Annotated in this window: 17 protein-coding genes; 6 read left to right on the top strand and 11 right to left on the bottom strand. The window is 67.9% G+C overall.

The genetic code is table 11. From position 1 onward, the window contains the following. Window positions 1-71: 71 nt before the first annotated feature. Genes FHY06_RS01450 through FHY06_RS01440 form a run of 3 tightly spaced genes read right to left on the bottom strand, consistent with a single transcriptional unit; the run spans window position 72 to window position 7,173 of the window. Entirely contained in the window at window positions 72-1,310 is a 1,239-nt protein-coding gene (locus FHY06_RS01450) for a TIGR03862 family flavoprotein (RefSeq protein ID WP_184602985.1), read from the bottom strand. After that, window positions 1,307-4,579 carry a UvrD-helicase domain-containing protein gene (locus FHY06_RS01445; RefSeq protein WP_184602983.1) on the bottom strand — a complete coding sequence of 1,091 codons (3,273 nt, stop codon included), beginning with the start codon at window positions 4,577-4,579 and terminating at the stop codon, window positions 1,307-1,309. The genes FHY06_RS01450 and FHY06_RS01445 overlap by 4 nt, the downstream gene beginning before the upstream one ends. Continuing rightward, entirely contained in the window at window positions 4,576-7,173 is a 2,598-nt protein-coding gene (locus tag FHY06_RS01440) for a PD-(D/E)XK nuclease family protein (protein ID WP_184602981.1), read from the bottom strand. Before FHY06_RS01440 ends, FHY06_RS01445 begins: the two co-directional genes overlap by 4 nt. A gap of 150 nt (window positions 7,174-7,323) precedes the next feature. On the opposite strand from FHY06_RS01440, the gene trxA reads away from it, so the two are divergent. Together trxA and rho are read left to right on the top strand one after the other, a co-directional pair. Beyond that, complete coding sequence (gene trxA / locus FHY06_RS01435; RefSeq protein WP_019653039.1) at window positions 7,324-7,656, top strand: thioredoxin TrxA; 333 nt, start codon at window positions 7,324-7,326, stop codon at window positions 7,654-7,656. 187 nt (window positions 7,657-7,843) lie between these two features. Continuing rightward, window positions 7,844-9,109, top strand: coding sequence for a transcription termination factor Rho (gene rho, locus FHY06_RS01430; protein ID WP_019653040.1), 1,266 nt, complete (start codon window positions 7,844-7,846; stop codon window positions 9,107-9,109). Window positions 9,110-9,241: 132 nt separating this feature from the next. Here the strand turns inward: rho and FHY06_RS01425 are convergent, their stop codons facing one another. Then, window positions 9,242-10,300 (bottom strand): oxidoreductase, encoded by a 1,059-nt coding sequence (locus FHY06_RS01425; RefSeq protein WP_184602979.1) that lies wholly within the window; start codon window positions 10,298-10,300, stop codon window positions 9,242-9,244. Window positions 10,301-10,482: 182 nt separating this feature from the next. On the opposite strand from FHY06_RS01425, the gene FHY06_RS01420 reads away from it, so the two are divergent. The 3 genes from FHY06_RS01420 to FHY06_RS01410 all read left to right on the top strand — a co-directional run bounded on the left by FHY06_RS01420 (window position 10,483) and on the right by FHY06_RS01410 (window position 13,920). Then, window positions 10,483-10,752, top strand: a complete 270-nt coding sequence (locus tag FHY06_RS01420) for a type B 50S ribosomal protein L31 (RefSeq protein WP_019653042.1) — start codon at window positions 10,483-10,485, stop codon at window positions 10,750-10,752. 79 nt (window positions 10,753-10,831) lie between these two features. Beyond that, entirely contained in the window at window positions 10,832-12,574 is a 1,743-nt protein-coding gene (locus tag FHY06_RS01415) for a hypothetical protein (protein ID WP_126184297.1), read from the top strand. Beyond that, window positions 12,571-13,920: an MATE family efflux transporter gene (locus FHY06_RS01410; RefSeq protein ID WP_126184298.1), complete on the top strand. Its 1,350-nt coding sequence runs from the start codon at window positions 12,571-12,573 to the stop codon at window positions 13,918-13,920. Before FHY06_RS01415 ends, FHY06_RS01410 begins: the two co-directional genes overlap by 4 nt. 26 nt (window positions 13,921-13,946) lie before the next feature. Here FHY06_RS01410 and phoR read toward each other — a convergent pair whose 3' ends face one another. From phoR to pstS, 7 genes are read right to left on the bottom strand one after another with little or no spacing between them, the layout of a single operon-like run. Then, complete coding sequence (gene phoR, locus FHY06_RS01405) at window positions 13,947-15,284, bottom strand: phosphate regulon sensor histidine kinase PhoR (RefSeq protein ID WP_184602977.1); 1,338 nt, start codon at window positions 15,282-15,284, stop codon at window positions 13,947-13,949. Window positions 15,285-15,328: 44 nt separating this feature from the next. Continuing rightward, on the bottom strand, window positions 15,329-16,021 hold the full coding sequence (gene phoB / locus FHY06_RS01400; RefSeq protein ID WP_019653046.1) for a phosphate regulon transcriptional regulator PhoB: 693 nt from the start codon (window positions 16,019-16,021) through the stop codon (window positions 15,329-15,331). A 28-nt stretch (window positions 16,022-16,049) separates the two neighbouring features. Next, window positions 16,050-16,751, bottom strand: a complete 702-nt coding sequence (phoU, locus tag FHY06_RS01395) for a phosphate signaling complex protein PhoU (RefSeq protein ID WP_019653047.1) — start codon at window positions 16,749-16,751, stop codon at window positions 16,050-16,052. A gap of 16 nt (window positions 16,752-16,767) precedes the next feature. Next, window positions 16,768-17,547, bottom strand: coding sequence for a phosphate ABC transporter ATP-binding protein PstB (pstB, locus tag FHY06_RS01390; protein WP_019653048.1), 780 nt, complete (start codon window positions 17,545-17,547; stop codon window positions 16,768-16,770). A gap of 19 nt (window positions 17,548-17,566) precedes the next feature. Next, on the bottom strand, window positions 17,567-18,451 hold the full coding sequence (pstA, locus tag FHY06_RS01385) for a phosphate ABC transporter permease PstA (protein ID WP_019653049.1): 885 nt from the start codon (window positions 18,449-18,451) through the stop codon (window positions 17,567-17,569). Beyond that, complete coding sequence (gene pstC / locus FHY06_RS01380) at window positions 18,448-19,530, bottom strand: phosphate ABC transporter permease subunit PstC (protein ID WP_019653050.1); 1,083 nt, start codon at window positions 19,528-19,530, stop codon at window positions 18,448-18,450. Before pstC ends, pstA begins: the two co-directional genes overlap by 4 nt. Before the next feature lie 30 nt (window positions 19,531-19,560). Continuing rightward, complete coding sequence (pstS, locus tag FHY06_RS01375; protein WP_019653051.1) at window positions 19,561-20,595, bottom strand: phosphate ABC transporter substrate-binding protein PstS; 1,035 nt, start codon at window positions 20,593-20,595, stop codon at window positions 19,561-19,563. A 260-nt stretch (window positions 20,596-20,855) separates the two neighbouring features. Between pstS and FHY06_RS01370 the strand changes: the two genes are divergently transcribed. Then, entirely contained in the window at window positions 20,856-22,376 is a 1,521-nt protein-coding gene (locus FHY06_RS01370; RefSeq protein WP_019653052.1) for a Ppx/GppA phosphatase family protein, read from the top strand. Window positions 22,377-22,380 lie beyond the last annotated feature (4 nt).

Genomic DNA, 22,380 nt, shown 5'->3' with positions numbered 1-22,380 from the left:
CGTTTCATTCCATGCGAAATGAAACGGGGCCCGCAAAACAAATTTCCAGCAACGAATCCGGCGCGAGGCCTTCAAAGGCTCAGCCGCTGGATGGCGCCTCGCGCAGCCGCAGCGCCGCTGGCCATCGAAGCGGTCAGCAGGTAGCCGCCGGTCGGCGCTTCCCAGTCGAGCATCTCTCCCGCCACGAACACGCCTGGCAGCGCCTTCGACATGAGCTGCGCATCCAGCGCATCGAAGCGCACGCCGCCCGCGGTGCTGATGGCCTCGTCGATCGGCCGAGCTGCGACGAGCTTCAGCGGCACTGCCTTGATGGTTGAAGCAAGCTGCTGCGAGTCGTGCATCGCCTCGCGGCTCAGCGCCTCGTACAGCACGCCGGCCTTGATGCCTTCCAGGCCCAGCCTGCTCTTGAGATGGCTGCTGAGCGAACGCGCGCCGCGCGGATGCTTCACGGCCGCCAGCACCTGCTCGGCGCTGCGATCGGGCAGAAGGTCGAGCAGCAGCGTCGCGCTTCCCTTTTCGGCGATCTCGTCGCGAAGCAGGGCCGACGCCGCGTAGATCAGGCTGCCCTCGATGCCGGTCGCGGTCGCGACGAACTCGCCCTTGCGCGCGAAGTGGCGTCCATGGCTGTCGGTGAACGAGATCGCGACCGACTTGAAGGGCTGGCCGGCGAAGCGGCTGGAGAAATGCTCGCTCCAGCCTGCCCCATCGAAGCCGCAGTTGGCGGGCTGCAGCGGCGCGACATCCACGCCCTTCGCCTGAAGCCATGGTGCCCACGCGCCATCGGAACCCAGCCGTGCCCAGCTCGCTCCGCCGAGTGCCAGCACGACGGCATCGGCGCTGGCCGTCACCTCGCCTGAGGGTGTCACGAATCGCAGCGAAGCCGGATCGAAAGCCTCGTCGCCCACCCAGCGGTGCCGCATGTGGAACTGCACGCCCGCCGCGCGCAGCCGATGCAGCCAGGCGCGCAGCAGCGGCGCGGCTTTCATGTCGGTCGGAAACACGCGCCCCGAGGTGCCCACGAAGGTCTCGATGCCAAGGCCGGCCGCCCATTCGCGCACCTGCTGCGGCCCGAACTGCGCGAGCATCGGCTCCAGCTGCGCACGGCGCCCGCCGAAGCGGCTCATGAACGCATCGAGGGGCTCGGAGTGCGTGAGATTCAGCCCGCCGCGACCGGCGAGCAGGAACTTGCGGCCCACCGAGGGCATCGCGTCGTAGACGTGCACCTGCGCGCCCGAGGCGCTCAATACTTCAGCCGCCATCAGGCCGGCGGGTCCGCCGCCGATGACGGCGACGGTCGGGGAAAGATTCATTCGAGATTCACCAGTTCGCCCTGCCCGGTGAGAAACGCGACACGCACGCTGGCACCGGGATAGGCATGTTGCACTGCCGCGCGATAGCGCTGCATCTGTGCGATCAGCGCGGCGTCCCGTTCGGGGCGCGCCGCGGATTTGTAGTCGAGCACCCACCAGACGCCGCTGTCGCGCTCGCGCACCAGCCGGTCGATGCGCAGGGTCTCGCCCTCGTGCACCAGCGTGACTTCATTGCCATGCCAGTCGACCCTGCGATCGTCCCACACCCAGGCCCCCTCGCCCGCGCGGATGCGCTGGGCCAGTGCGGCGGCACCACGCGCCTGCTGTGCATCGAGCAGGAATTCGCGGGCGGCGGCACGAACGTGCGCCGCCGGCAGCGGCTCGCCCGGTACCGCCCATTCGAGCAGGCGGTGCATGGCCTGCCCGAAGGCGGCGGCGCGGGCGTCGACGGTGGTGGTCGTGGCACCCGAGGCCTTCTTCGCGGGCGGCTCTTCCGCGGGCTCGGGCGCCTCGGGCATGCGCTTCATCGAAAAGCTCGCCGCGACGGCTTCGGTCGGCAGCGCGACCAGCGGCTCGTCGGCCTCGGTCGGCTCGCACAGCGGCTGCAGGCGCGACCACCAGCTGCCTTCGTTGGCGCGCGCAGGCTTCACCGACGAGAGCACCAGCCGCTCGCGTGCCCGCGTGACGGCGACGTAGAGGCCATTGAGCTCCTCGCGATGGCGCGCGCGCTGTTCTTCCTCGAGCAGCGAAGCGGCGCAGGCCGGCGGCGTCTTCTCGCTCGCCAGAAAGATGAAGCGCGTCGGCGCGCTGTCGCTGCCCTTCCACTCGACCAGCACGCCCATGGTCTGGGCGCGCGGCGGCGGGGCATCGCAGTCGAGCATGAGCACGGTGTCGGCCTCCAGCCCCTTGGCGCCGTGCACGGTCAGCAGTTGCACCGCCTCGGGTGCGGTCACGGTCGGGGCCCGCACGCCGCCGGCGCGCAGCGCGCGCACCAGCGCATAGGGCGTGACGAAGCGCGCGCCGTCGATGTCCAGCGAGGCCGACAGCACGCCGCGCAGGTTGGCCAGCGCGCCCTGCCGCATGGCGGCGGGCACGGCAGCGCCGAACTTCGCGAGCAGGTCGCCGTCGTGGAAGATCGCGTCGAGCGCGTCGTGGGGAGGCAGCGTCATCAGCCAGCGCTGCCAACGCTTGAGCCTCACGCCCGCCTCGACGAGCACGGGCGGCAGGCTCGCGTCCTTCTGGATCAGCGAGAACCAGCTCACCGGGCCGCGCTCGCGCTGACGCAGCGCAAGCTGCACCAGGGCCTCGTCGCCAATGCCGAACACCGGCGACTTCAGCGCCCTCGCCAAAGACAGATCGTGCGCGGGCGACACCAGTGCGTCGATCAGCGCGACCACGTCCTGCACCTCGGGGGCGTCGTACAAGTCGTTCTTCTCCGGCTGCTGCACCGGAATGTGGCGCTGGCGCAGCGCCTCCTGCATGGCCGACAGCCGGCTTCGCCGGCGCGCCAGCACCATGATGCGGCTGGGCTGCGTGCCGTCGGCGATGCGCTGCGCGACCCATCGCGCGGCCTGCTCGCACTCCTTCTGCAGCAGCTGCTCCTCGGGCAGCACGCGCGGAGTGACGAGGCTGTCGCGCCAGTGCAGCATGCCGTCGTCGGCGGGCGCTGCTTCGGCCGTATCGCCGCCGACCGCGTCGCGGTCGATGGCCGGCAGGTGCAGCAGCTCGCCGTCGTCGCGGCGCTCGGTGGTGTGGGCGCGGTAGCCGTCGAACTCGCCGGCTTCCTGCGCCGCCAGCATCGCCGCGTTGACCAGCCCGACCACCGACTGCGCGTTGCGGTGCGTGTGGTCGCAGTTCAGCAGCTCGCCGTCGAGCCCTTCGCGCACGAACCTCTTCGCGGCGATGAACACCTGAGGCTCGGCGCGGCGGAAGCGGTAGATGCTCTGCTTCGGGTCGCCCACGATGAACACGCGCGGCGCACGGCCCTGCGCACCGGTGTAGGCGCTGAGCCAGCCGTAGAGCGCCTGCCACTGCAGCGGATTGGTGTCCTGGAACTCGTCGATCAAGAGGTGCGCGATGCGCGCGTCGAGCCGCTCCTGCACCCAGCCCGAGAGCGCCGACTGGCCCAGCAGCAGCTGCGCCGCCTGTTCGACGTCGTTCATGTCGACCCAGCCCTGCGCGCGCTTCACGTCGGCGAAGGCGGCGATCAGCAGGCGCGTGAGGCGCGTCATGCGCTGCTGGTAAAGCCAGGCGGCGTGCTGCGACTGCGCGGCGCACAGCACTTGAAGTTCGGCCTCGGCCTCCTGCGCAGCGGAGAACTTCTGCAGGTTCTTGTTGAGGCGGTCCTCCGTCGCCACGAAGAAGTTCTTGCGCAGATGGGCGAGCGCGGCGACCAGCGCATCGCCGGCCGGCTCGCCCGTGCCGAACACGTCGATGATGGCCTCGGCGGCCTTCTGCGGCGTCTTGTTGCTCTCGCGGCCCAGGGCGGAGGCGCGGTCGAGCCAGCGTCGACGGACCTGTTCGCCGCGCAGCGCCTCGGTCGGCTCGGCCAGTCCTTCGAGCGCCGGGTACATCGCGCTGAAATGCTGCACCGCGTGCTCCGCATCGGACAGCGAGAACTCCACGCGCTTGGACAGCGCCTCGCCCAGCGCCTTGGCCGTCTGCGAGCGGCCGTGCGTGGCGACGACGGCGTAGTAGTCGGCCAGCGCCTCCCTGTCGGCGGTCACGGCCTCGAAGAAAGGCCGCCACGTGCGGCTGCGCGCCTCCGCGTCGTCCTCGAGCAGTTCGTAGTTCGAGGGCAGGCCCAGCTCGCGCAGCACGGCGAGCGGCGCATTGCGCAGCAGGCCCGCGAACCAGGCGTGGAAGGTGCGGAACTGCACCGGCCGCCCGCCTTCGAGCAGGCGCCGGTAGAGGCCCTTGAGACGCGGCACCGCGGCCGATGCCGCCGCCGGCTCCATGCCGCGCATCACCAACTGGGCGACCAGGTCTTCCTGCGGGCGTTCGGCGAAGTCCTCCAGCCACTGGTCGAGGCGCTCGCGCATCTCGCCCGCGGCCTTCTTCGTGAAGGTGATGGCCAGGATCTCGTGCGGCTCGCAGGCAGCCTCGCCTTCCTCGAGCAGCGCACGCAGGATGCGCGAGACCAGCATCCAGGTCTTGCCCGCGCCGGCGCAGGCTTCCACTGCCACCGAGCGGCGCGGATCGCAGGCGACGGTGTAGAAGGCCTCGCGCGTGACGTGGCGGCCGTTGTGTTCGTAGGCTGCGCCGTTCATTGCGTGTCGCCTCCGGCAGCTTCGACGCCCGGCGGCGGCGCCGCCTCGTCCCAGAAGTCCTTGCGGCACAGGCCGCGTGCGGCGCAGTACTCGCAGACCGCGCCTTCGCCCAGCGGCGGCAGCGACACGCCCTGACCGATGCGCCTGAAGTCCTCGATGATGCCGGCCACCAGCGCATCGCGCGCCTCGACCACGGCCGGCTGCTCGACGGTCTGCGTGCCGGCGGCCTTCTCGCCCACGTTCACGTAGGCCGCGCGCAGGGTGTCGTCGGCCACCAGCGCGGCGTAGAAGGCCAGCTGGGTGTCTTCGGTGGGGTCCTTCACGCGCTCCTTGCTGACCGTGGCGGACTCGGTCTTGTAGTCGATCACGAAGGCCTGGCCGTCCGGCATGCGGTCGATGCGGTCCAGCCGGCCGATCAGGCGCAGGTCGCCCAGCGGCTGCTCCTTCCAGGGCTCGGACTCGGCGAATACCGCGCCGCTCGCCTCGTGCCCCGTGAGCCAGTTCAGGTAGCCGTCGCGCACGGCGGGCCATGCTGCGGCGAAAGGCAGGAACTCCGCGTCGGAAAGCCCGAGTTCCTGCGTCGAGCGGCGGGCAGCCTCCTCGATGAGGGCGATGCGCTCCTGCGCATCCTGCGTCGGCGCCTCGGCCAGCGCCTCGTGGAAGTGGCCGAGCACGGCATGCAGCCAGTTGCCGAAGTCGCGCTTGTCGACCTCGGCATCGAGCTCGTCGGCACTGCGCAGGCCCAGCTGGCGCAATGCGAAGAAGCGATAGGGACAGCGGCGCAGGTCCTCGTACACGCTGGTGGAGATGTTCTGCAGCGGCAGGAGTGCGCCGGAGGGCGTCGGGTATCCGGTCGGTCTGAGGGCCACCTCGCGCGGCGCGCGCGGGTCGGCCGAGGGCTGCAGCGCGTGGTCGAGCTGCAGCGCCTGCACCAGCGGGCTGGGCCGCACGGGCTCGCCGCTGGCGTCGGAATGGCGCCAGATCAGCTCGCACGAGGGGTTGTGCAGCGCCGCGGCCCAGGCCGCGCGCTGGGCGGCTTCGAGCGCCTCGCGCGATGGCAGTCCGAGTTCGAGGCGCTGGGCAGCGCTCCAGTTGCCGGGTGGTTCGGGCGATGCAGGCAGGCGGCGATCGTCGCAGCCCGGGATGACCACGGCGCCGAAGGACCGGCCCAGCAGCTGATAAAGCGGCAGCACCACGACCCGGGGAGCCTGGTCGCCTGCCGGGGGCACGAAGCTGGCGTCCTCGAGCACGTCGCGGACCCAGGCGGTGAACTCGGCCAGCGTGTGGCGGCCGCCGGGGAACTCGTCTTCGTCGTCGCCATGCGCGCCGGCGTCGAGCCACAGCGCACCGATCACCTTGCCGCCGGCCAGGTCTTCTTCGAGCAGGCCCCACTGGCCGCTGGCCTCCAGCAACTCGCGCAGTGCGCGCAACCACTCGGCCAGGGGGCGCGCGCGGGCCATGGGTGCACGGCGGGCCTCGACGGCCTCGGTGAACACAAGCAGCGCGGTGTCCTTCGACTTCTCGCTGCGGGCCATCAGGCTGCACCAGGTCGACCAGTCGCGCATCGCCTCCTGACGCAGGCGGGCCTCGAGCGAATGGACGATGGGCGAATCGCCCTCGGCGCCGCTCTTGAGCCATTCGAGCACCTGGTCGCTGGAAGCGTCATGGGCGCAGGCGCGCAGCGCACTCATCAGCGTGGCGGCGGCGCGCGTGGTCGAGAGCTTCCAGCCCGTTTCGTCGTGCGTGACGACACCCTGCGCGGCGAGCTGGGCGCTGATGCGGCGCGTGAGCGCGCGATCGGTCGCCACCAGCGCGACGGGAGCACGGTCTTCGGCGAGATGGCGCAGCACGCAGGCGGCGGCAAGCTCGGCCTCGTCCTCGGGGTCCAGGGCGACGTGCGAGACACATGTCTGAATGGGTGTCCCCGAAGGCACGAGCGAAAGATGAAGCGCGCGGTCGCCCCAGAGCTTGCACAGCGACTGCGTGAGCGCATCGGCCTGGAAGCCCTCCAGCACGATCAGCCCATCGACCTGGGCCCGCGTGGATTCGCGCTGCAGCACGTCGGTGGCGTAGCCCGAGGTCGAGGTCCATGCGACGGCGATGCGGATCAGCGCGCTCTCGATGCGGAACCACTCCGACTCGCTGCCGGCATCGGCCACGCTGGCGGCGCGAAGAGCCCATTCACCGCCCCGCTCTTCCGGCGTTACCGCGGCAGCCAGGGGGCCGAGCTGATAGGCAAGCTCGACGACCCGGCCGGCCAGGGCGAAGCGCTCCGCATGGAAGCCCGCCTGCGACAGCAGCGCCTGGGCCGTGACGAGGTCGCGCGCCATGTCGTGGGCGATGTCGTAGCCCATGGGCACGAAGCCACCCGCGCTGCGGGCCCAGTTGTGGGTGGTTTCGAATCGCGGCACGAAGCCGGGGCTGCCGCAGCGCGCCCACATGGCCCGCGCCACGCCCATCAGCTGGGCATAGGGTACCAGCACCACGGTGCGGGCGGCATGCAGTTCGCGCTCCGCGAGCGCGCGGACGATCCGCGCGACGATGCCGTCGGCGGGGTCGCACCAAAGGGCCTGCACGGGGTGGCCATCGTTCATGTCATTCTGTCGAGGGGTATGGAGCGCTTCGCGCAAGGGCTTTGGCTATCGCTGCCATAGCGTCTCCATTCGGAACGCCACCCCTTGGTTTCTGTCACAATGACCAGCACTTTAGCTGCACCGAAACTCTCTGCGCACAAGGATTCACACATGGCCAGCGAACTCATCAAACACATCTCCGATTCCTCCTTCGAGGCCGACGTGCTCAAGTCCAGCCAGCCCGTCCTGGTCGACTACTGGGCCGAATGGTGCGGCCCCTGCAAGATGATCGCCCCCATCCTGGACGAGGTGTCGACCGCCTACGAAGGCAAGCTGAAGATCGCCAAGCTCAACGTGGACGAGAACCGCGACATTCCCGCCAAGTTCGGCATCCGCGGCATCCCCACCCTGATGCTGTTCAAGGACGGCCAGCTGGCCGCCACCAAGGTCGGCGCAATGAGCAAGGCTCAGCTCACGGCCTTCATCGACCAGCAGCTCGCCTGAGCGACATTTGAACCGGCCAGCGCGCAATGCGTTGGCCGGCGCGTTTTTCCTGTCATAATCTCTTCCAGTTCACCGGTCCTTCTGCATAGAGGCAACCGGTTCGAGTTCCCCGGTTGGTGAAGCAGTTCTCGCTTCACGCCCAACCTCCCCCCGTTTTCCGTTCGATTGCCCCACGAGGGGTCATTCCATGCACTTAAACGAACTCAAGGCACTCCACGTGTCTGAAGTCCTCAAGCAGGCTGAAGCGCTTGAGATCGAAAACGTTGGCCGCATGCGCAAGCAGGAGCTGATGTTCGCGATCATCAAGAAGCGCGCCAAGGCCGGCGAGCAGGTCTTCGCCGACGGCGTGCTCGAAATACTGCCAGACGGCTTCGGCTTCCTGCGCAGCCCCGACACCAGCTTCACGGCCAGCACGGACGACATCTACATCTCGCCCAGCCAGGTGCGCCGCTTCAACCTGCACACCGGCGACATGATCGAAGGCGAGGTGCGCACGCCCAAGGACGGCGAGCGCTACTTCGCGCTGACCAAGCTCGACAAGGTCAACAACGGGCCGCCGGAGCAGAACAAGCACAAGGTGATGTTCGAGAACCTGACGCCGCTGTTCCCCAAGGAGCAGATGCGGCTCGAGCGCGACGGCATCAAGGGCGACGAGAACATCACCGGCCGGATCATCGACATCATCGCCCCCATCGGCAAAGGCCAGCGCGCCCTGCTCGTGGCGCCGCCCAAGAGCGGCAAGACGGTGATGATGCAGCACATCGCCCACGCCATCAGCGCCAACTATCCCGACGTGCACATGATGGTGCTGCTGGTCGACGAGCGCCCCGAGGAAGTGACCGAAATGCAGCGCACGGTGAAGGGCGAGGTCATTGCCTCGACCTTCGACGAGCCCGCCGCGCGCCACGTGCACGTGGCCGAGATGGTCATCGAGCGCGCCAAGCGCCTCGTCGAGCTCAAGAAGGACGTGGTGATCCTGCTCGACTCCATCACCCGCCTGGCCCGCGCCTACAACAACGTCGTGCCCTCGTCGGGCAAGGTGCTGACCGGCGGCGTCGACGCCAATGCGCTGCAGCGTCCCAAGCGCTTCCTGGGCGCGGCGCGCAACGTGGAGGAAGGCGGCTCGCTGACCATCATCGGCACCGCGCTGATCGACACCGGCAGCCGCATGGACGAAGTGATCTTCGAAGAGTTCAAGGGCACCGGCAACTCCGAAATCCACCTCGACCGCCGCCTCTACGAGAAGCGCGTGTTCCCCTCGATCCAGCTCAACCGCAGCGGCACGCGCCGCGAAGAACTGCTGCTGGCGCCCGAGATCCTGCAGAAGACCCGCATCCTGCGCCAGCTCATGTACAACATGGACGAGATCGAGTCGATGGAGCTGATGCTCAAGAACATGAAGGCGACGAAGACCAATGTCGAGTTCTTCGACATGATGCGTCGCGGCGGGTAACTGTTGCCCGCCTCCAGGCTGCGCGTACTTCGTGTCGCTACGCCTGCCCCCTACCGGGGGCGGTGCCGACTGACCGGCAGAGCCGGATCAGTGGCACCCCACGAATGAATGCCCGCCTTGTGCGGGCATTTTTCATGTGCGGATCGCTCGGCCCTCTCGAGCGCTTTGGCGGCCGAGGTCGAGCAACTCCATGAGGGCGACAGCCTGCTCGGGCGGCACCGGATTGGAGCCTTGCCCGAGGATGGCATCGCGAACCGCGGCGTAATAGTCGACGTAGTTGCCGGCCCGCGTGGGAATGCTTCGCCTGGTGAAGGTCCCGCCGGGCCCTGCCAGCGATAGCTCGCCGTCCAGCGGATCGGCGCCCCACCCTTCGGCGGGCGGCCGCTGCCCGGCACGCAGAGCGTCCTCCTGCGTATCGACGCCGTCCTTGACGTAGCTTCCAAGCGTGCCGTGGACGATGTAGCGCGGCGCCGCGTGAGCCGCCAGCGTCGTCGAATGCAGCACCACGCGCAGCGGTGAGTGCGAGCCTGTCTCATAGCGCAACACGGCATGGAAATAGTCCTCGACCACGGCGCCGTCGCGCAGGACCGCCGTGTCGAGCTGGATCGTGTCGGGACGGCCGAAAAGCTGCACCGCCTGATCGAGCAGATGGGAACCCAGATCGACCCAGAGGCCCGCGCCAGGCACCGCCTGTTCGCGCCAACGCTCCTTCACTTCGGGGCGGAAACGGTCGAAATGGGACTCCAGGTACACAGGGCGGCCCAGCTCGCCGGAAGCGAGGAGTTCCTTGAGGGTCAGGAAATCGGAATCGAAGCGGCGGTTCTGGTAGACCGCCAGGAGCCGATTGTTGCGCCTTGACAACAATTCGAGCTCCCTCGCCTCGGCCACGTCGAGCGTGAAAGGCTTGTCGACCACGACGTGCTTGCCGGCCTCCAACGCCGCCTTGGCGACCGGATGGTGCTGGGCGTTGGGCGTGGCAACCACGATCAGGTCGATGTCGGGGCGGGCCACAAGCGCGGACACATCCGGCACGACCGCCACGCCGGGCCAGTCGGCATGCACCTTGTGCGGCTGCGAACTGGCCACGGCCGCCAGCTCCAGTCCCGGAACGGCCGAGAGAACGGGGGCGTGAAAGGTCTGGCCGGCAAATCCATAGCCGACGAGGCCCGCGCGCAGGGGGCTGGAAGTCATTGGGCGCCTTCGGTTTGCTCGAAAATGGGGCAGTATGCGATAATCGCTGGCTCCGCGAAAAGTGCGGTCAGGCAGCTTCGCCTGGCTCCTCGGGTCTCCCCCGGGGCAGCGCGCCACTGATGGCACGCTGGTGGCTCTCGCATCGACCGCGCATTGATTCCAAAAGCGCAAAAGGAAACACCATGGCAAAAGAAGGCATCCACCCCAATTACCGCGAAGTCCTGTTCGTCGACATGTCGAACGGCTTCAAGTTCGTGACCCGTTCGTGCGCGAACACCAAGGAAATGGGCAAGACCGACGACGGTCGTGAGCTGCCGCTGTTCAAGCTCGATACCACGAGCGAATCGCACCCGTTCTACACCGGCACGCAGAAGTCGGTCGACAACATGGGCGGCCGCGTCGAGAAGTTCCGCAACCGCTTCGGCAAGACCACCGGCGCCGCCTCGAAGTAAGGTACGCGCTTTTGCGTCGAGGGCAGCCCGGTTTACCGCGCTGCCCTTTTTCTTTCCCGCTCCTGCCTCTTCCGTCCACTTGAACCAGCCCACCCCCGCGATCGTTGCCCAGAGCGCCGTGCGCCGGCTTCCGCGCATCGCATTGCTGCTGCTCTGTGCGGCCTATCTGCTGCCGGGGCTGGTCGGCCGGGGCCCCTGGAAGAGCGCCGACATCACCGCCTTCGGCTACATGGCCGAACTGGCCCACAGCACCGAAGGCATCGCGCGCTGGTTCGATCCGATGCTGCTGGGCCTGCGTCCGGAAACGCCGGCGCTGGTCCCGTACTGGATCGGCGCACTGGCCATCAAGATCGCGCCCTCGTGGGTCAACCCGGACCTGGCCGTCCGAGTCGCGTTCGCCTTCCTGCTCTGGGGCACCTTCACCGCCACCTGGTATGCGGTGTACTACCTGGCCCGCACCGCGCGGGCCCAGCCCGTGGCCTTCGCCTTCGGCGGCGAGGCCCGGCCGACCGACTATGCGCGTGCGATCGCCGACGGCGGCCTGCTCGCGCTGATCGCCTGCCTCGGCCTCGCGCAGCTCGGCCACGAGACCACGCCCGCGCTGGCCCAGCTCTTCTTCTCTTCGAGCCTCTTCTATGGCGTGGCCGCCCTGCCCTATCGCCGGGCCGGCCCGGTGATCGCGCTCACCGTGGGCACCCTGGGCATCACCCTGAGCGGCGCGCCCACCGTCGGGCTCGCGCTGGCCATCGGCAGCGTGATCTACGTCGCGTACGAGCGCAGGCTGGCGGCGAGGTCCGCCGGCGAAGACTTCGGCATCGACGATGAAAGCGTCGGCCCCGGCTACACGCGGGGGGCCCTTCTCACGATGATCGGCATCACCGCGCTCGCCGCGGTACTGGTCTTCAGCCTGAAGCTGCCGACGTGGAAGATCACCGTGATGGGCAACACCCTGGTGAGTGACTTGCGCGGCCAGGCCAAGCTGCTGGTCTGGTTCACATGGCCGGTCTGGCCGCTCGCCATCTGGACGCTGTGGCGCTGGCGGCGGCAGCTCACTGCGCGCCACGTCGCGCTGCCCTTCTGGTTCGCGCTGGTACCGCTGGCCGCCACCTGGACCACCGATTACTCCGACCGCTCGCTGCTGCTGGCCCTGCCGGCCTTCGCCACGCTCGCGGCGTTCGCATTGCCCACCTTTAGGCGCAGCGCCTCCGCGCTGATCGACTGGTTCAACGTCCTCTTCTTCAGCGGACTCGCAGTGCTGGGCTGGATCTACTGGATCGCGATGCAGACGGGCGTGCCGCCCAAACCCGCGGCCAGCGTCGCGCGGCTGGTGCCCGGCTTCGTGCCCGAGTTCTCGCCGATCGCGGTGGTGCTCGCGGTGGCCGCTACCATCGCCTGGTGCTGGCTGGTGCGCTGGCGCACCGGACGGCACCGCGCCGCGCTCTGGAAGACGCTGGTGCTGCCGGCCGGCGGCACCGCGCTTTGCTGGATGCTGCTGATGACGCTGTGGCTGCCGCCGATCGACTATGCGCGCAGCTACGTGCCGCAGATCCGCGCCGTGGCCGAGCGCGTGGGCCAGCCGCGCTGCATTGCGGAACTGGCGCTGAGCCGACCGCACATCGCGGCGCTGCGCCATCACGGCAACTTCAACGTGCAACCGCTGCTGCTGGGCACCGACTGCCCATGGCTGCTGGCCAGCCCCGAGACGATCGAGCGCCTGCACACCATCATCCCGTTCGACCAGTGGCGCTTCGCCGGCACGCTGCGCCGCCCGAGCAGCGCGGCCGACGACCTCCTGCTCTACCAGAAGATCACGCCGCAGTGAGGAGCGAACGTGCCCTGATCGCGCGGCACGCGGGCACGGTGCTCGTCGGGCAGCTGGCGGTGATGGCCTTCGGCGTGACCGACACCATCATCGCGGGCCGCTACTCGGAGCATGCGCTGGCCGCGCTGTCCGTCGGCGCCGCGGTCTTCGTCAGCGTCTACGTGTCCCTGATGGGCGTGCTGCAGGCGCTGCTGCCGGTCTGGGCCGAACTGCACGGCGGCGGGCGCGGCGGCGAGGTGGGCCGGTCGGTGCGGCAATCGCTGTACCTGGCGGCCATCGCCATCGTCATCGGAATGGCGATCCTGCTGCTGCCAGGGTCGGTCCTGCGATGGACCCAGGTGCCCGCGGAGATGCGCGGCGAAGTCGAGGCCTACCTCGCGGTGCTGGCCTTCGCGCTGGCGCCCGCCCTTCTCTTTCGCCTGTTCAGCACGCTCAACCAGAGCCTGGGCAGGCCTCAGCTCGTGACCTGGCTGCAGCTGGGCTCGCTGGGCGTGAAGCTGCCCTTGTCGATCTGGTTCACCTTCGGTGGCGCGGGCCTGCCGGCCATGGGACTGGTGGGCTGCGGCTGGGCCACGCTGTGCGTGAACTGGACCATGCTCGGCTGCGCCGTCTGGCTGCTGCGCAACCGGCCGTTCTATGGCAACTACGGTCTCTGGAAGCGCATCGAGGCGCCCGACTGGCAGCAGATCCGGAAGTTCGCGCGACTCGGCGTGCCCGGCGGCCTGGCGGTGCTGGTCGAAGTCACTTCGTTCACGCTGATGGCGCTGTTCATCGCCCGGCTCGGCACCGCCGCAGCGGCGGCGCACCAGATCGCGTCGAACCTGCTGGCGGTGGCCTACATGACACCGCTGTCGCTGGGCATCGCCACCAGTGCCCGCGTGAGCTTCTGGCTGGGTGCCGGCGATGAAGCGAAGGCGCGGCTCGCCTGCCGCAAGGGCTTCGGTCTGACCGCGCTGTGCGCGCTCGTCTATGCCGCGGCCATGGTCGTGCTGCGCGACGAACTCGCCAACGTGTATTCCGACAACCCGGCCGTCATCGCGATGGCGGCATCGCTGCTGCTCGCCGTCGCGGCTTATCACGTGGCCGATGCCGTGCAGACCTTCTGCGTATTCGTGCTGCGCTGCTACCGGGTCACGCTCGCGCCGCTGGTGATCTACTGCACGATGCTGTGGGGCGTGGGCCTGGGCGGCAGCTACCTGCTCGCCTATCGTGGCCTCGGCCCGTGGGAGGCGATGCAGTCGCCGTTGGCGTTCTGGATCATGAGCGCCGCGGCGCTCGCGCTGACCGCCCTGCTGTTCGGCGCGCTGCTGCGCTGGACGATGCGCCGGCGCGCGAAACGCAAGTAGCAGGAAGGCGAATAAGGCCCGAGGGCCTACCTGGCCATCACGCGCGCTTCCCGCACGCGCGCCGCCGGAAAGACCAGCGCGAAGCGGGACCCCTTGCCGACGGTGCTCTCGATGCGCAACTCCGCGCCGTGCCGCTGGGCGATGTGCTTGACGATCGCCAGTCCCAGCCCCGTGCCGCCGGTTTCGCGCGAGCGGCTGCGGTCGATGCGATAGAAGCGCTCGGTGAGGCGAGGAATGTGCTCCGCAGCGATGCCGGGGCCCGTGTCCTTCACGGCGTACTCGCCGCGCCCGTCCGGCAGCACCCGCCAGCTGACGGCGACTTCGCCGCCACCCGGCGTGTAGCGGATGGCATTGCTCAGCAGGTTCGACATCGCGCTCTGCAGCTCGGTCGGCGCGCCGGACACTTCCGACTCGGCTTCCACGGCGAACGAAAGCCGGTGCCCCTGCGGCGTCAGCCGTCCCGAGAGGCCGCGCCCCTCGTCCTCGCACTGCGCGAAAAGCGCGCGAATGCGAATCCACTGGCTGCTCGAGGGCGGCGCGCTGCCTTCGAGCCGCGACAGCGTCAGCAGGTCGTTCACCAGCGTCTCCATGCGGTGGGACTGCTGCCCCATCAGCGACAGATAGCGCGTGCGCTCGTCGGCATCGAGCGGCAGGTTCTGCAGCGTCTCGACGAAGCCCGCCAGCACCGTCAGCGGCGTGCGGATCTCGTGCGACACGTTCGCCACGAAATCGCGGCGCATCGCCTCGGCCTGCTCGAGCGCCGTGATGTCGCGGGTGAGCAGCATGCGGCGGTTGCCGGCATAGGGGTGCACCTGCACCGAGAGCCGTACCGGATGACTGCGCTGGTGGCCATGGCCCAGCCCCGGGCCGTCGATGACGACGTCGCGGCTGTAGTTCCAGGACGCGAGGTACGCGACGAAGGCGGGATCGCGCACGAGATTCGCCAGATGCTGCGCCAGGTCGCGCTCGGCATCGATGCCGAACTGGCTGGCCGCCGTCTGGTTGCACCATTCGATGCGCCCCTGCTCGTCGAGCAGCACCACGCCGTTGGGCGACGCCTGGATCGCCGCAAGGAACTCCTGCAGGCGGTCTTCGGCCTGCCGGGTCTGTTGCTCGCGGTCGCGCAGCAGCTTGCGGATGCGCTCGGAGAGTTCGCCCCAGACACCCGGCCAGCGAGACGGCAGGCCGGCGGCGTCGTTGCGCAGGATGCGCAGCAGCCGATCGGCGCGCCACGCATCCAGCGCCAGCCAGATAACCGCGCCGAGCCAGGCACCCAGCCAGCCGAACTTCCAGCCGAAGATGCCGGCGGCGCCCGCGCCTGCTGCCAGGGACGCTATTAAAAAAGTAGCGATGCGGAAAGGCATGGCGGGCGATTATCCGCGCCCGCGGCCAAGGGAAGCCACGGCGCTCAAACCGTGACTTGGGCGGTCAGCCGGTAGCCCGCTCCGCGGACGGTCTCGACCATCGGCGCGGCGGCACCCAGCGATTCGCGCAGGCGCTTGACGTGCACGTCGACCGTGCGCTCCTCGATGTAGACGTGGTCGCCCCACACTTTGTCGAGCAGCTGCGCACGGCTGTGCACGCGCTCGGCATGCTGCATCAGGTAGGCCAGCAGCTTGAATTCGGTCGGGCCGACCTTCAGCGCATTGCCCTGCCAGGTCACGCGGTGCGTGGAGGTGTCGAGGGCCAGTTCGCCGATCTCCACCCGCTCCGTGACCACTTCCGGCGCCCGGCGGCGCAGCACGGCGCGGATCCGGGCGAGCATTTCCTGGGTGGAGAACGGCTTGGTGATGTAGTCGTCGGCGCCGGCGTCGAGACCGGCGACCTTGTCGGGTTCGTCGCCGCGCGCGGTCAGCATCAGGATCGGGATGGCCTTGGTGCGCGGGTCCTTGCGCCACTGGCGCGCGAGCTGCAGGCCGCTCTGGCCCGGCAGCATCCAGTCGAGCAGGATCAGATCCGGCAGGAAGGCGTCGATCTCGCGCTGGGCCGCGACGCCATCTTCCGACCAGATCGGCTCGAAGCCGTTGTGGCGCAGGTTGACGGCGATCAGCTCGGCGATCGAGGACTCGTCTTCGACGATCAGGACTCGGGGTTTCTTCATGCTTTTCTTGGGAGTCTTGCCGCAGCCGTTACTGCAGCGCGGACTCGATTTCCTGCATCGAAGTGTGCCGCACATCGGCACCCTTGACGATGTAGATGATGAATTCGGCGATGTTCTTCGCGTGGTCGCCGATGCGTTCGATTGCCTTGGCCAGGAACAGCAGGTCCAGGCTGGCCGAGATGGTGCGCGGGTCTTCCATCATGTAGGTGACCAGCTTGCGCACGAAGCCGTCAAACTCCTTGTCGATCAGGTCGTCGTCCTTCAAGATCGACACGGCCGCTGCCGTATCGAGCCGTGCAAAGGCGTCGAGCGCCTTGCGCAGCAGGCCCGCGGCGAGGTCGGCGGCGATGCGCAGTTCGGTGGTCGGCAGCTGGCGGGCGGCGCCGCTCTCGATGATCGACTTGACCATGCGCGCGATCTTGTTGGCCTCGTCGCCCACGCGCTCGAGGTTGGCGGTCGTCTTGCTGATGGCGATCAGCAGGCGCAGGTCGCGTGCGGTCGGCTGGCGGCGCGCGATGATGGACGACAGCTCGCGGTCGATGTCGATCTCCATCGCATTGACGCGGTGCTCGGTTTCCATCACGCGGTTGGCCGCCTCGGGGTCGAACTGCAGCAGTGCATAGACGGCCTGGTTGATCTGCGACTCGACCATGCCGCCGAGCTCCATCACGCGCGACGAAACGCCGTTGAGCTCGCTGTCGAACTGGCTGGAGAGATGTTTCTCGGTCATGTTGTCTCCTTTGACTTCAACCGAAACGGCCGGTGATGTAGTCCTCGGTCTCCTTGCGCTGCGGCTTGAAGAACATCTGTTCGGTCGCGCCGAACTCGATCAGGTCGCCGAGGTACATGTAAGCGGTGTAGTCGCTGCAGCGCGCGGCCTGCTGCATGTTGTGCGTCACGATGACCACCGTGTATTCGTTCTTGAGTTCGGCGATCAGCTCCTCGATCTTCGCGGTCGAGATCGGGTCGAGCGCCGAGCAGGGCTCGTCGAGCAGCAGCACTTCGGGCTTGATCGCGATGCCGCGCGCGATGCACAGGCGCTGCTGCTGGCCGCCGGACAGGCCGGAGCCGCTTTGCTGCAGCTTGTCGCGCACCTCGGTCCACAGGGCCGCCTTCTTCAGAGCCCATTCGACGCGATCGTCCATTTCGCTGGCCGAGAGGTTCTCGAACAGCTTCACGCCGAAGGCGATGTTGTCGTAGATCGACATCGGGAACGGCGTCGGCTTCTGGAACACCATGCCGACCTTGGCGCGGATCAGCGCCACGTCCTGCTTCGACGTGAGGAGGTTCTCCCCGTCCAGCGCGATGGTGCCTTCGGCACGCTGCTCCGGATAGAGCTCGAACATGCGGTTGAAGGTGCGCAGCAGGGTCGACTTGCCGCAGCCCGACGGGCCGATGAAGGCGGTGACCTTGTTCTCGGGAATCTCGAGGTTGATGCCCTTGAGCGCGTGGAACTTGCCGTAGTAGAAGTTCAGGTCCTTGACCGAGATCTTCGAGCGCGTCGGTTGTGCGACAGTGTTTGGCATTTGTTGTCTTCTTCCGGATTCAATGTTTGTTGCGCGTCAGGACCCGCGCCAGGATGTTGAGGGCAAGCACGGCGATCGTGATCAGGAACACGCCGGCCCATGCCAGCTGCTGCCAGTTCTCGTAGGGGCTCATCGCGAACTTGAAGATCGTGACCGGCAGGCTGGCCATCGGCTGGCTCACGTCGGCGGTCCAGAACTGGTTGTTCAGCGCGGTGAAGAGCAGCGGCGCGGTTTCGCCGGCAATGCGCGCCACGGCCAGCAGCACACCAGTGACCACACCGGCGCGGGCGGCGCGCAGCGTGATGTTGGTGATGACGCGCCACTTCGGCGTGCCCAGCGCGTAGGCCGCTTCGCGCAGGCCCGGCGGCACCAGCTGCAGCATGTTCTCGGTGGTGCGGATGACCACCGGAATCACGATCAGCGCGAGCGCGATGGCACCGGCCAGACCCGAGAAGGTCTTGAAGTAGGCCACCACCACGGCATAGACGAACAGGCCGATCACGATCGACGGCGCCGACAGCAGGATGTCGTTGACGAAGCGCGTGACCGAAGAGAGCAGGCCCTTGGGGTTGTACTCGGCCAGGTAGATGCCGGCCATGATGCCGATGGGCGTGCCCACGAAGGTGGCCAGCATCACCATCACGAACGAGCCGAAGATCGCATTCGCGATGCCGCCCGCCTCGTTCGGCGGCGGCGTCATCTGCGTGAACGTGGCGATGGCCAGGCCGCCCACGCCCTGGCGCAGCGTTTCCCAGAGGATCCAGATCAGCCAGAACACGCCGAAGGCCATCGCGGCGAGCGACAGCGTGAGCGCGATCTTGTTGACGCGATTGCGCGCGGCGAACTTGGCCTGGCGCGTTTCGGCCAGTGCCTTGGCCACGAGAAGGTTCTGGGCGGTGCTCACGACTTGGTTCCTTCGCTCTTCTTCATACGGGCCAGCAGCATCTTGGAGAGCGACAGCACGACGAAGGTGATGAAGAACAGCACGAGGCCGAGGTACATCAGCGCGGCCTGGTGCAGGCCGGCGCCGGCTTCGGCGAATTCGTTGGCGAGTGCCGAGGTGATGCTGTTCGCAGCCTCGAACACGGAAAGGGAGTTGAGCTGGTTCATGTTGCCGATCACGAACGTGACCGCCATCGTTTCACCAAGCGCTCGGCCGAGGCCGAGCATGATGCCGCCAATGACGCCGGCCTTGGTATAGGGCAGCACCACCTTGGAAACAACCTCCCAGGTGGTGGAGCCGAGGCCGTAGGCCGACTCCTTCAGCAGCGGCGGGGTCACCTCGAACACGTCGCGCATCACCGAAGCGATGAACGGGATGATCATGATCGCGAGGATGATGCCGGCCGAAAGAATGCCGATGCCCACCGGCGGGCCGGACACCAGCGCGCCGAGATAGGGCACGCCGGAAAGAAGCTTCTGCAGCGGCTGCTGCACCCAGGTCGACAGGATCGGCCCGAACACCAGCAGGCCCCACATGCCATAGACGATGGAGGGCACCGCAGCCAGGAGTTCGATGGCCGTGCCCAGCGGACGCTTGAGCCAGCTGGGCGAGAGTTCGGTGAGGAAGAGCGCGATGCCGAAGCTCACCGGCACCGCGATCACCAGCGCGATGATCGAGGTGGCCAGCGTGCCGTAGATCATGACCAGGCCGCCGTACTCGTCCTTGACCGGATCCCACACGCTGCTCGTGAGGAAGCCGAGGCCGTACTTCGAGATGGCAGGCCAGGCGCCGGCAACCAGCGACAGCAGGATGCCGATGAGCATCGCCAGCGTCAGCAAGGCGGCGCCCTTGGCGGCCCAGCCGAACAGCCGGTCGGCCATCGGGCCGGAACGCGGTGCCTTCACAGGCGGCGGAGGTGCGGTGGCACGACCGCGCTCGGCCGCGAGGTCGAGGGAGGTGGTGGCGGCGGGAAAGGTGGATGACACAGGTCGCTCCGGCAAAGACGAAAGCGGCGCGTCCTCGAGCGAAGAGTTGCTCATGGGCGCGCCGTTCTGGACTGGTGGGTAGGTTTACTTGAACGCGACGGCCTTGCCCGACGAGTCCTTCACCTCACCCCATGCCTTGGCGATGGTGGCCTTCACGGCGTCGGGCATCGGCACGTAGTCGAGCTCGTCGGCCGTCTTGTCGCCGCTCTTGTAGGCCCAGTCGAAGAACTTGAGCACGGTGGCCGCGTTGGCGGGCTTGTCCTGCACCTTGTGCATCAGGATGAAGGTGGCGCCGGTGATGGGCCATGCATCCTTGCCGGCCTGGTTGGTCAGCACCTGGTAGAAGCTCTTGTTCCATTCGGCGCCTGCGGCGGCGGCCTTGAATGCCGAGTCGTCGGGCGACACGAAGGTGCCGGCGGCGTTCTGCATCTGGGCGTACGTCATCTTGTTCTGCTTGACGTAGGCGTACTCGACGTAGCCGATCGAGTTCGGCAGGCGGTTCACGAAGGCCGCGACGCCCTCATTGCCCTTGCCGCCCGCGCCGGTGGGCCAGTTCACGGCCGTGCCTTCGCCGACCTTGGACTTCCACTCGGCGTTGACCTTGCTCAGGTAGTTGGTGAACAGGAAGCTGGTGCCCGAACCGTCGGCGCGGCGAACCGGGGCGATGGCGGCGTCGGGCAGGTTCAGCGAACCGTTCAGCGCCTTGATGGCGGGGTCGTTCCACTTGGTGATCTTGCCCAGGTAGATGTCGCCCAGGACCTGGCCGTTGAGCTTCAGCTCGCCGGGCTTCACGCCCTGGATGTTGACCACGGGAATCACGCCGCCGATGACGGTGGGGAACTGCAGCAGGCCCTTGGCCTGGAGCTCGTCGTCCTTCAGGGGAGCGTCCGAAGCGCCGAAGTCGACGGTCTTGGCTTCGATCTGCTTGATGCCGGCACCCGAGCCGACCGACTGGTAGTTGATCTTGACGCCGGTGGCCTTGTTGAAGTCGGAAGCCCACTTGGCGTACAGCGGTGCCGGGAAGCTGGCGCCTGCGCCGGTCACGTCTTGTGCGAAGGCGGAAATGGAGAACATCGCGGCCACGAGACCGGCTGTTGCAAATTTGAACGTCGTTTTCATGAAGCTTCCTTTTAGAAGTAAGAAGTAGTCCCTTTCGGGCTTGGGACGGACTCTAGAAAGCTTCTATGACATCAATGTGACACCCCTCCATCGAGGGAAAATGCCTTTCCGGCGCCGGTGTTTCGTGTGACGCTGTCACATAACAGTCATTTGTTGTGCCTAGCCTCTCGAAACTCGCCGCTGCAGGTTCCGGGGGCGGCGCGCCCCGTCACGGCGCTACGATCGAACGCGAACAATCCCTGCCCTCCCTTTCAGAACACATGCAAAACGGCACCCGCCTCGCGGCAGTCGACCTGGGGTCGAACAGTTTCCGGCTCGAAATCGGACAGGTCGACCACGGCCAGATCCACCGGACCGAATACCTCAAGGAAACGGTGCGCCAGGGCAACGGCCTGGACAGCGCACGCAACCTGACCACGGAAGCCATGCAGCGCGGGTGGGACGCCCTCGCCCGCTTCGGCGAGCGCCTGGCGGGCTTCAAGCGCTCGCAGGTCCGGGCCGTGGCCACGCAGACCTTGCGCGAGGCTCGCAACCGGGAAGAATTCCTGCTGCGCGCGCGCACCATTCTGGGATTCGGCATCGACGTGATCCCGGGGCGGGAGGAAGCCCGCCTCATCTATCAGGGCGTGGCGCACATGCTGCCGCACAACGACGCCTCCGACCGCGAACGCCGGCTGGTGATCGACATCGGCGGGCGCTCCACCGAAATGATCATCGGCCGCGCCCTGGTCGCCGACCGGATGGAGTCCTACCGCGTGGGCAGCGTCGCGTGGTCCATGAAGCACTTCGGCGAAGGCCTCTTCACGCAGGGCGCCTTCCGCGCGGCCGAAGTCGCCGCAAAGGCCGTGCTCGACGACGCGCTCGGCAGCTACGCGCGCGACCAGTGGGATGTGGCCTACGGCGCCTCGGGCACGATCGGTGCGGTCGGCGACGTGCTGGCGGCTGCCGGCGGCGACCCCGGCTTGGTCACCCGAGCGGGCCTCGACTGGCTTCTCGACCGCCTGCTCAAGGCCGGAAGCGCCGACAAGCTGCGCATCGACGGCATGCGCGAAGACCGCAAGGCAGTCATCGGCGGCGGCCTGAGCGTGCTGCGGGCGGTGTTCGATCTCCTGTCCATCGACGAAATGAAGGTCGCGCAGGGCGCGCTGCGCCATGGCGTGCTCTACGAACTGCTGGAGCGCGACGAAAGCGTCGCCGACATGCGCACCACCACCGTGGCGCGGCTGGCCACCCGGTTCGCGGTGGATCCGGCGCAGGCCCGGCGCGTGGGCGAAACGGCCGCAGCCCTTTTCGTGCAGCTGGCACCGGCCGCGCGCGGCGGCAGCACCACCAACCGGGCCGGCCGCGCGCTGCGCAAGCTCGGATGGGCCGCGCAACTGCACGAGATCGGCACGCTCGTGTCGCACAGCGACTATCACAAGCACGGCGCCTACATCCTCGACAACACCGATGCACCGGGTTTCGCGGTCAACGAACTCCATGCCCTGGCCCAGCTGGTGCTGGGCCAGCGCGGCAAGCTACGCAAGCTCGAGGCCTCGCTGGACGACGAGACCTTCGTGATGCAGCTGCTGGCGCTGCGGCTCGCGGTGATCCTGTGCCATGCGCGCCGCGACCCCGATCCGCAGGCGCTTCATCTTGCGGCGCTCGGTGCACGCGCCTTCACCATCGCCTGCGCCCCGGATTGGGCGGAGGCGTATCCGCAATCGGCGCACCTGCTGCGCGAGGAAGTGCTGGCCTGGCAGAAGACCAGCAGCTGGCGGGTCGAGCTCAGCGGCTGCTGAGCCC

The organism is Variovorax atrisoli (assembly GCF_014195185.1).
Lineage (GTDB): Bacteria > Pseudomonadota > Gammaproteobacteria > Burkholderiales > Burkholderiaceae_C > Variovorax > Variovorax atrisoli.
The sequence above is the reverse complement of the archived record's forward strand: the minus strand, read 5'-3'. Positions and strand labels throughout refer to the sequence as shown.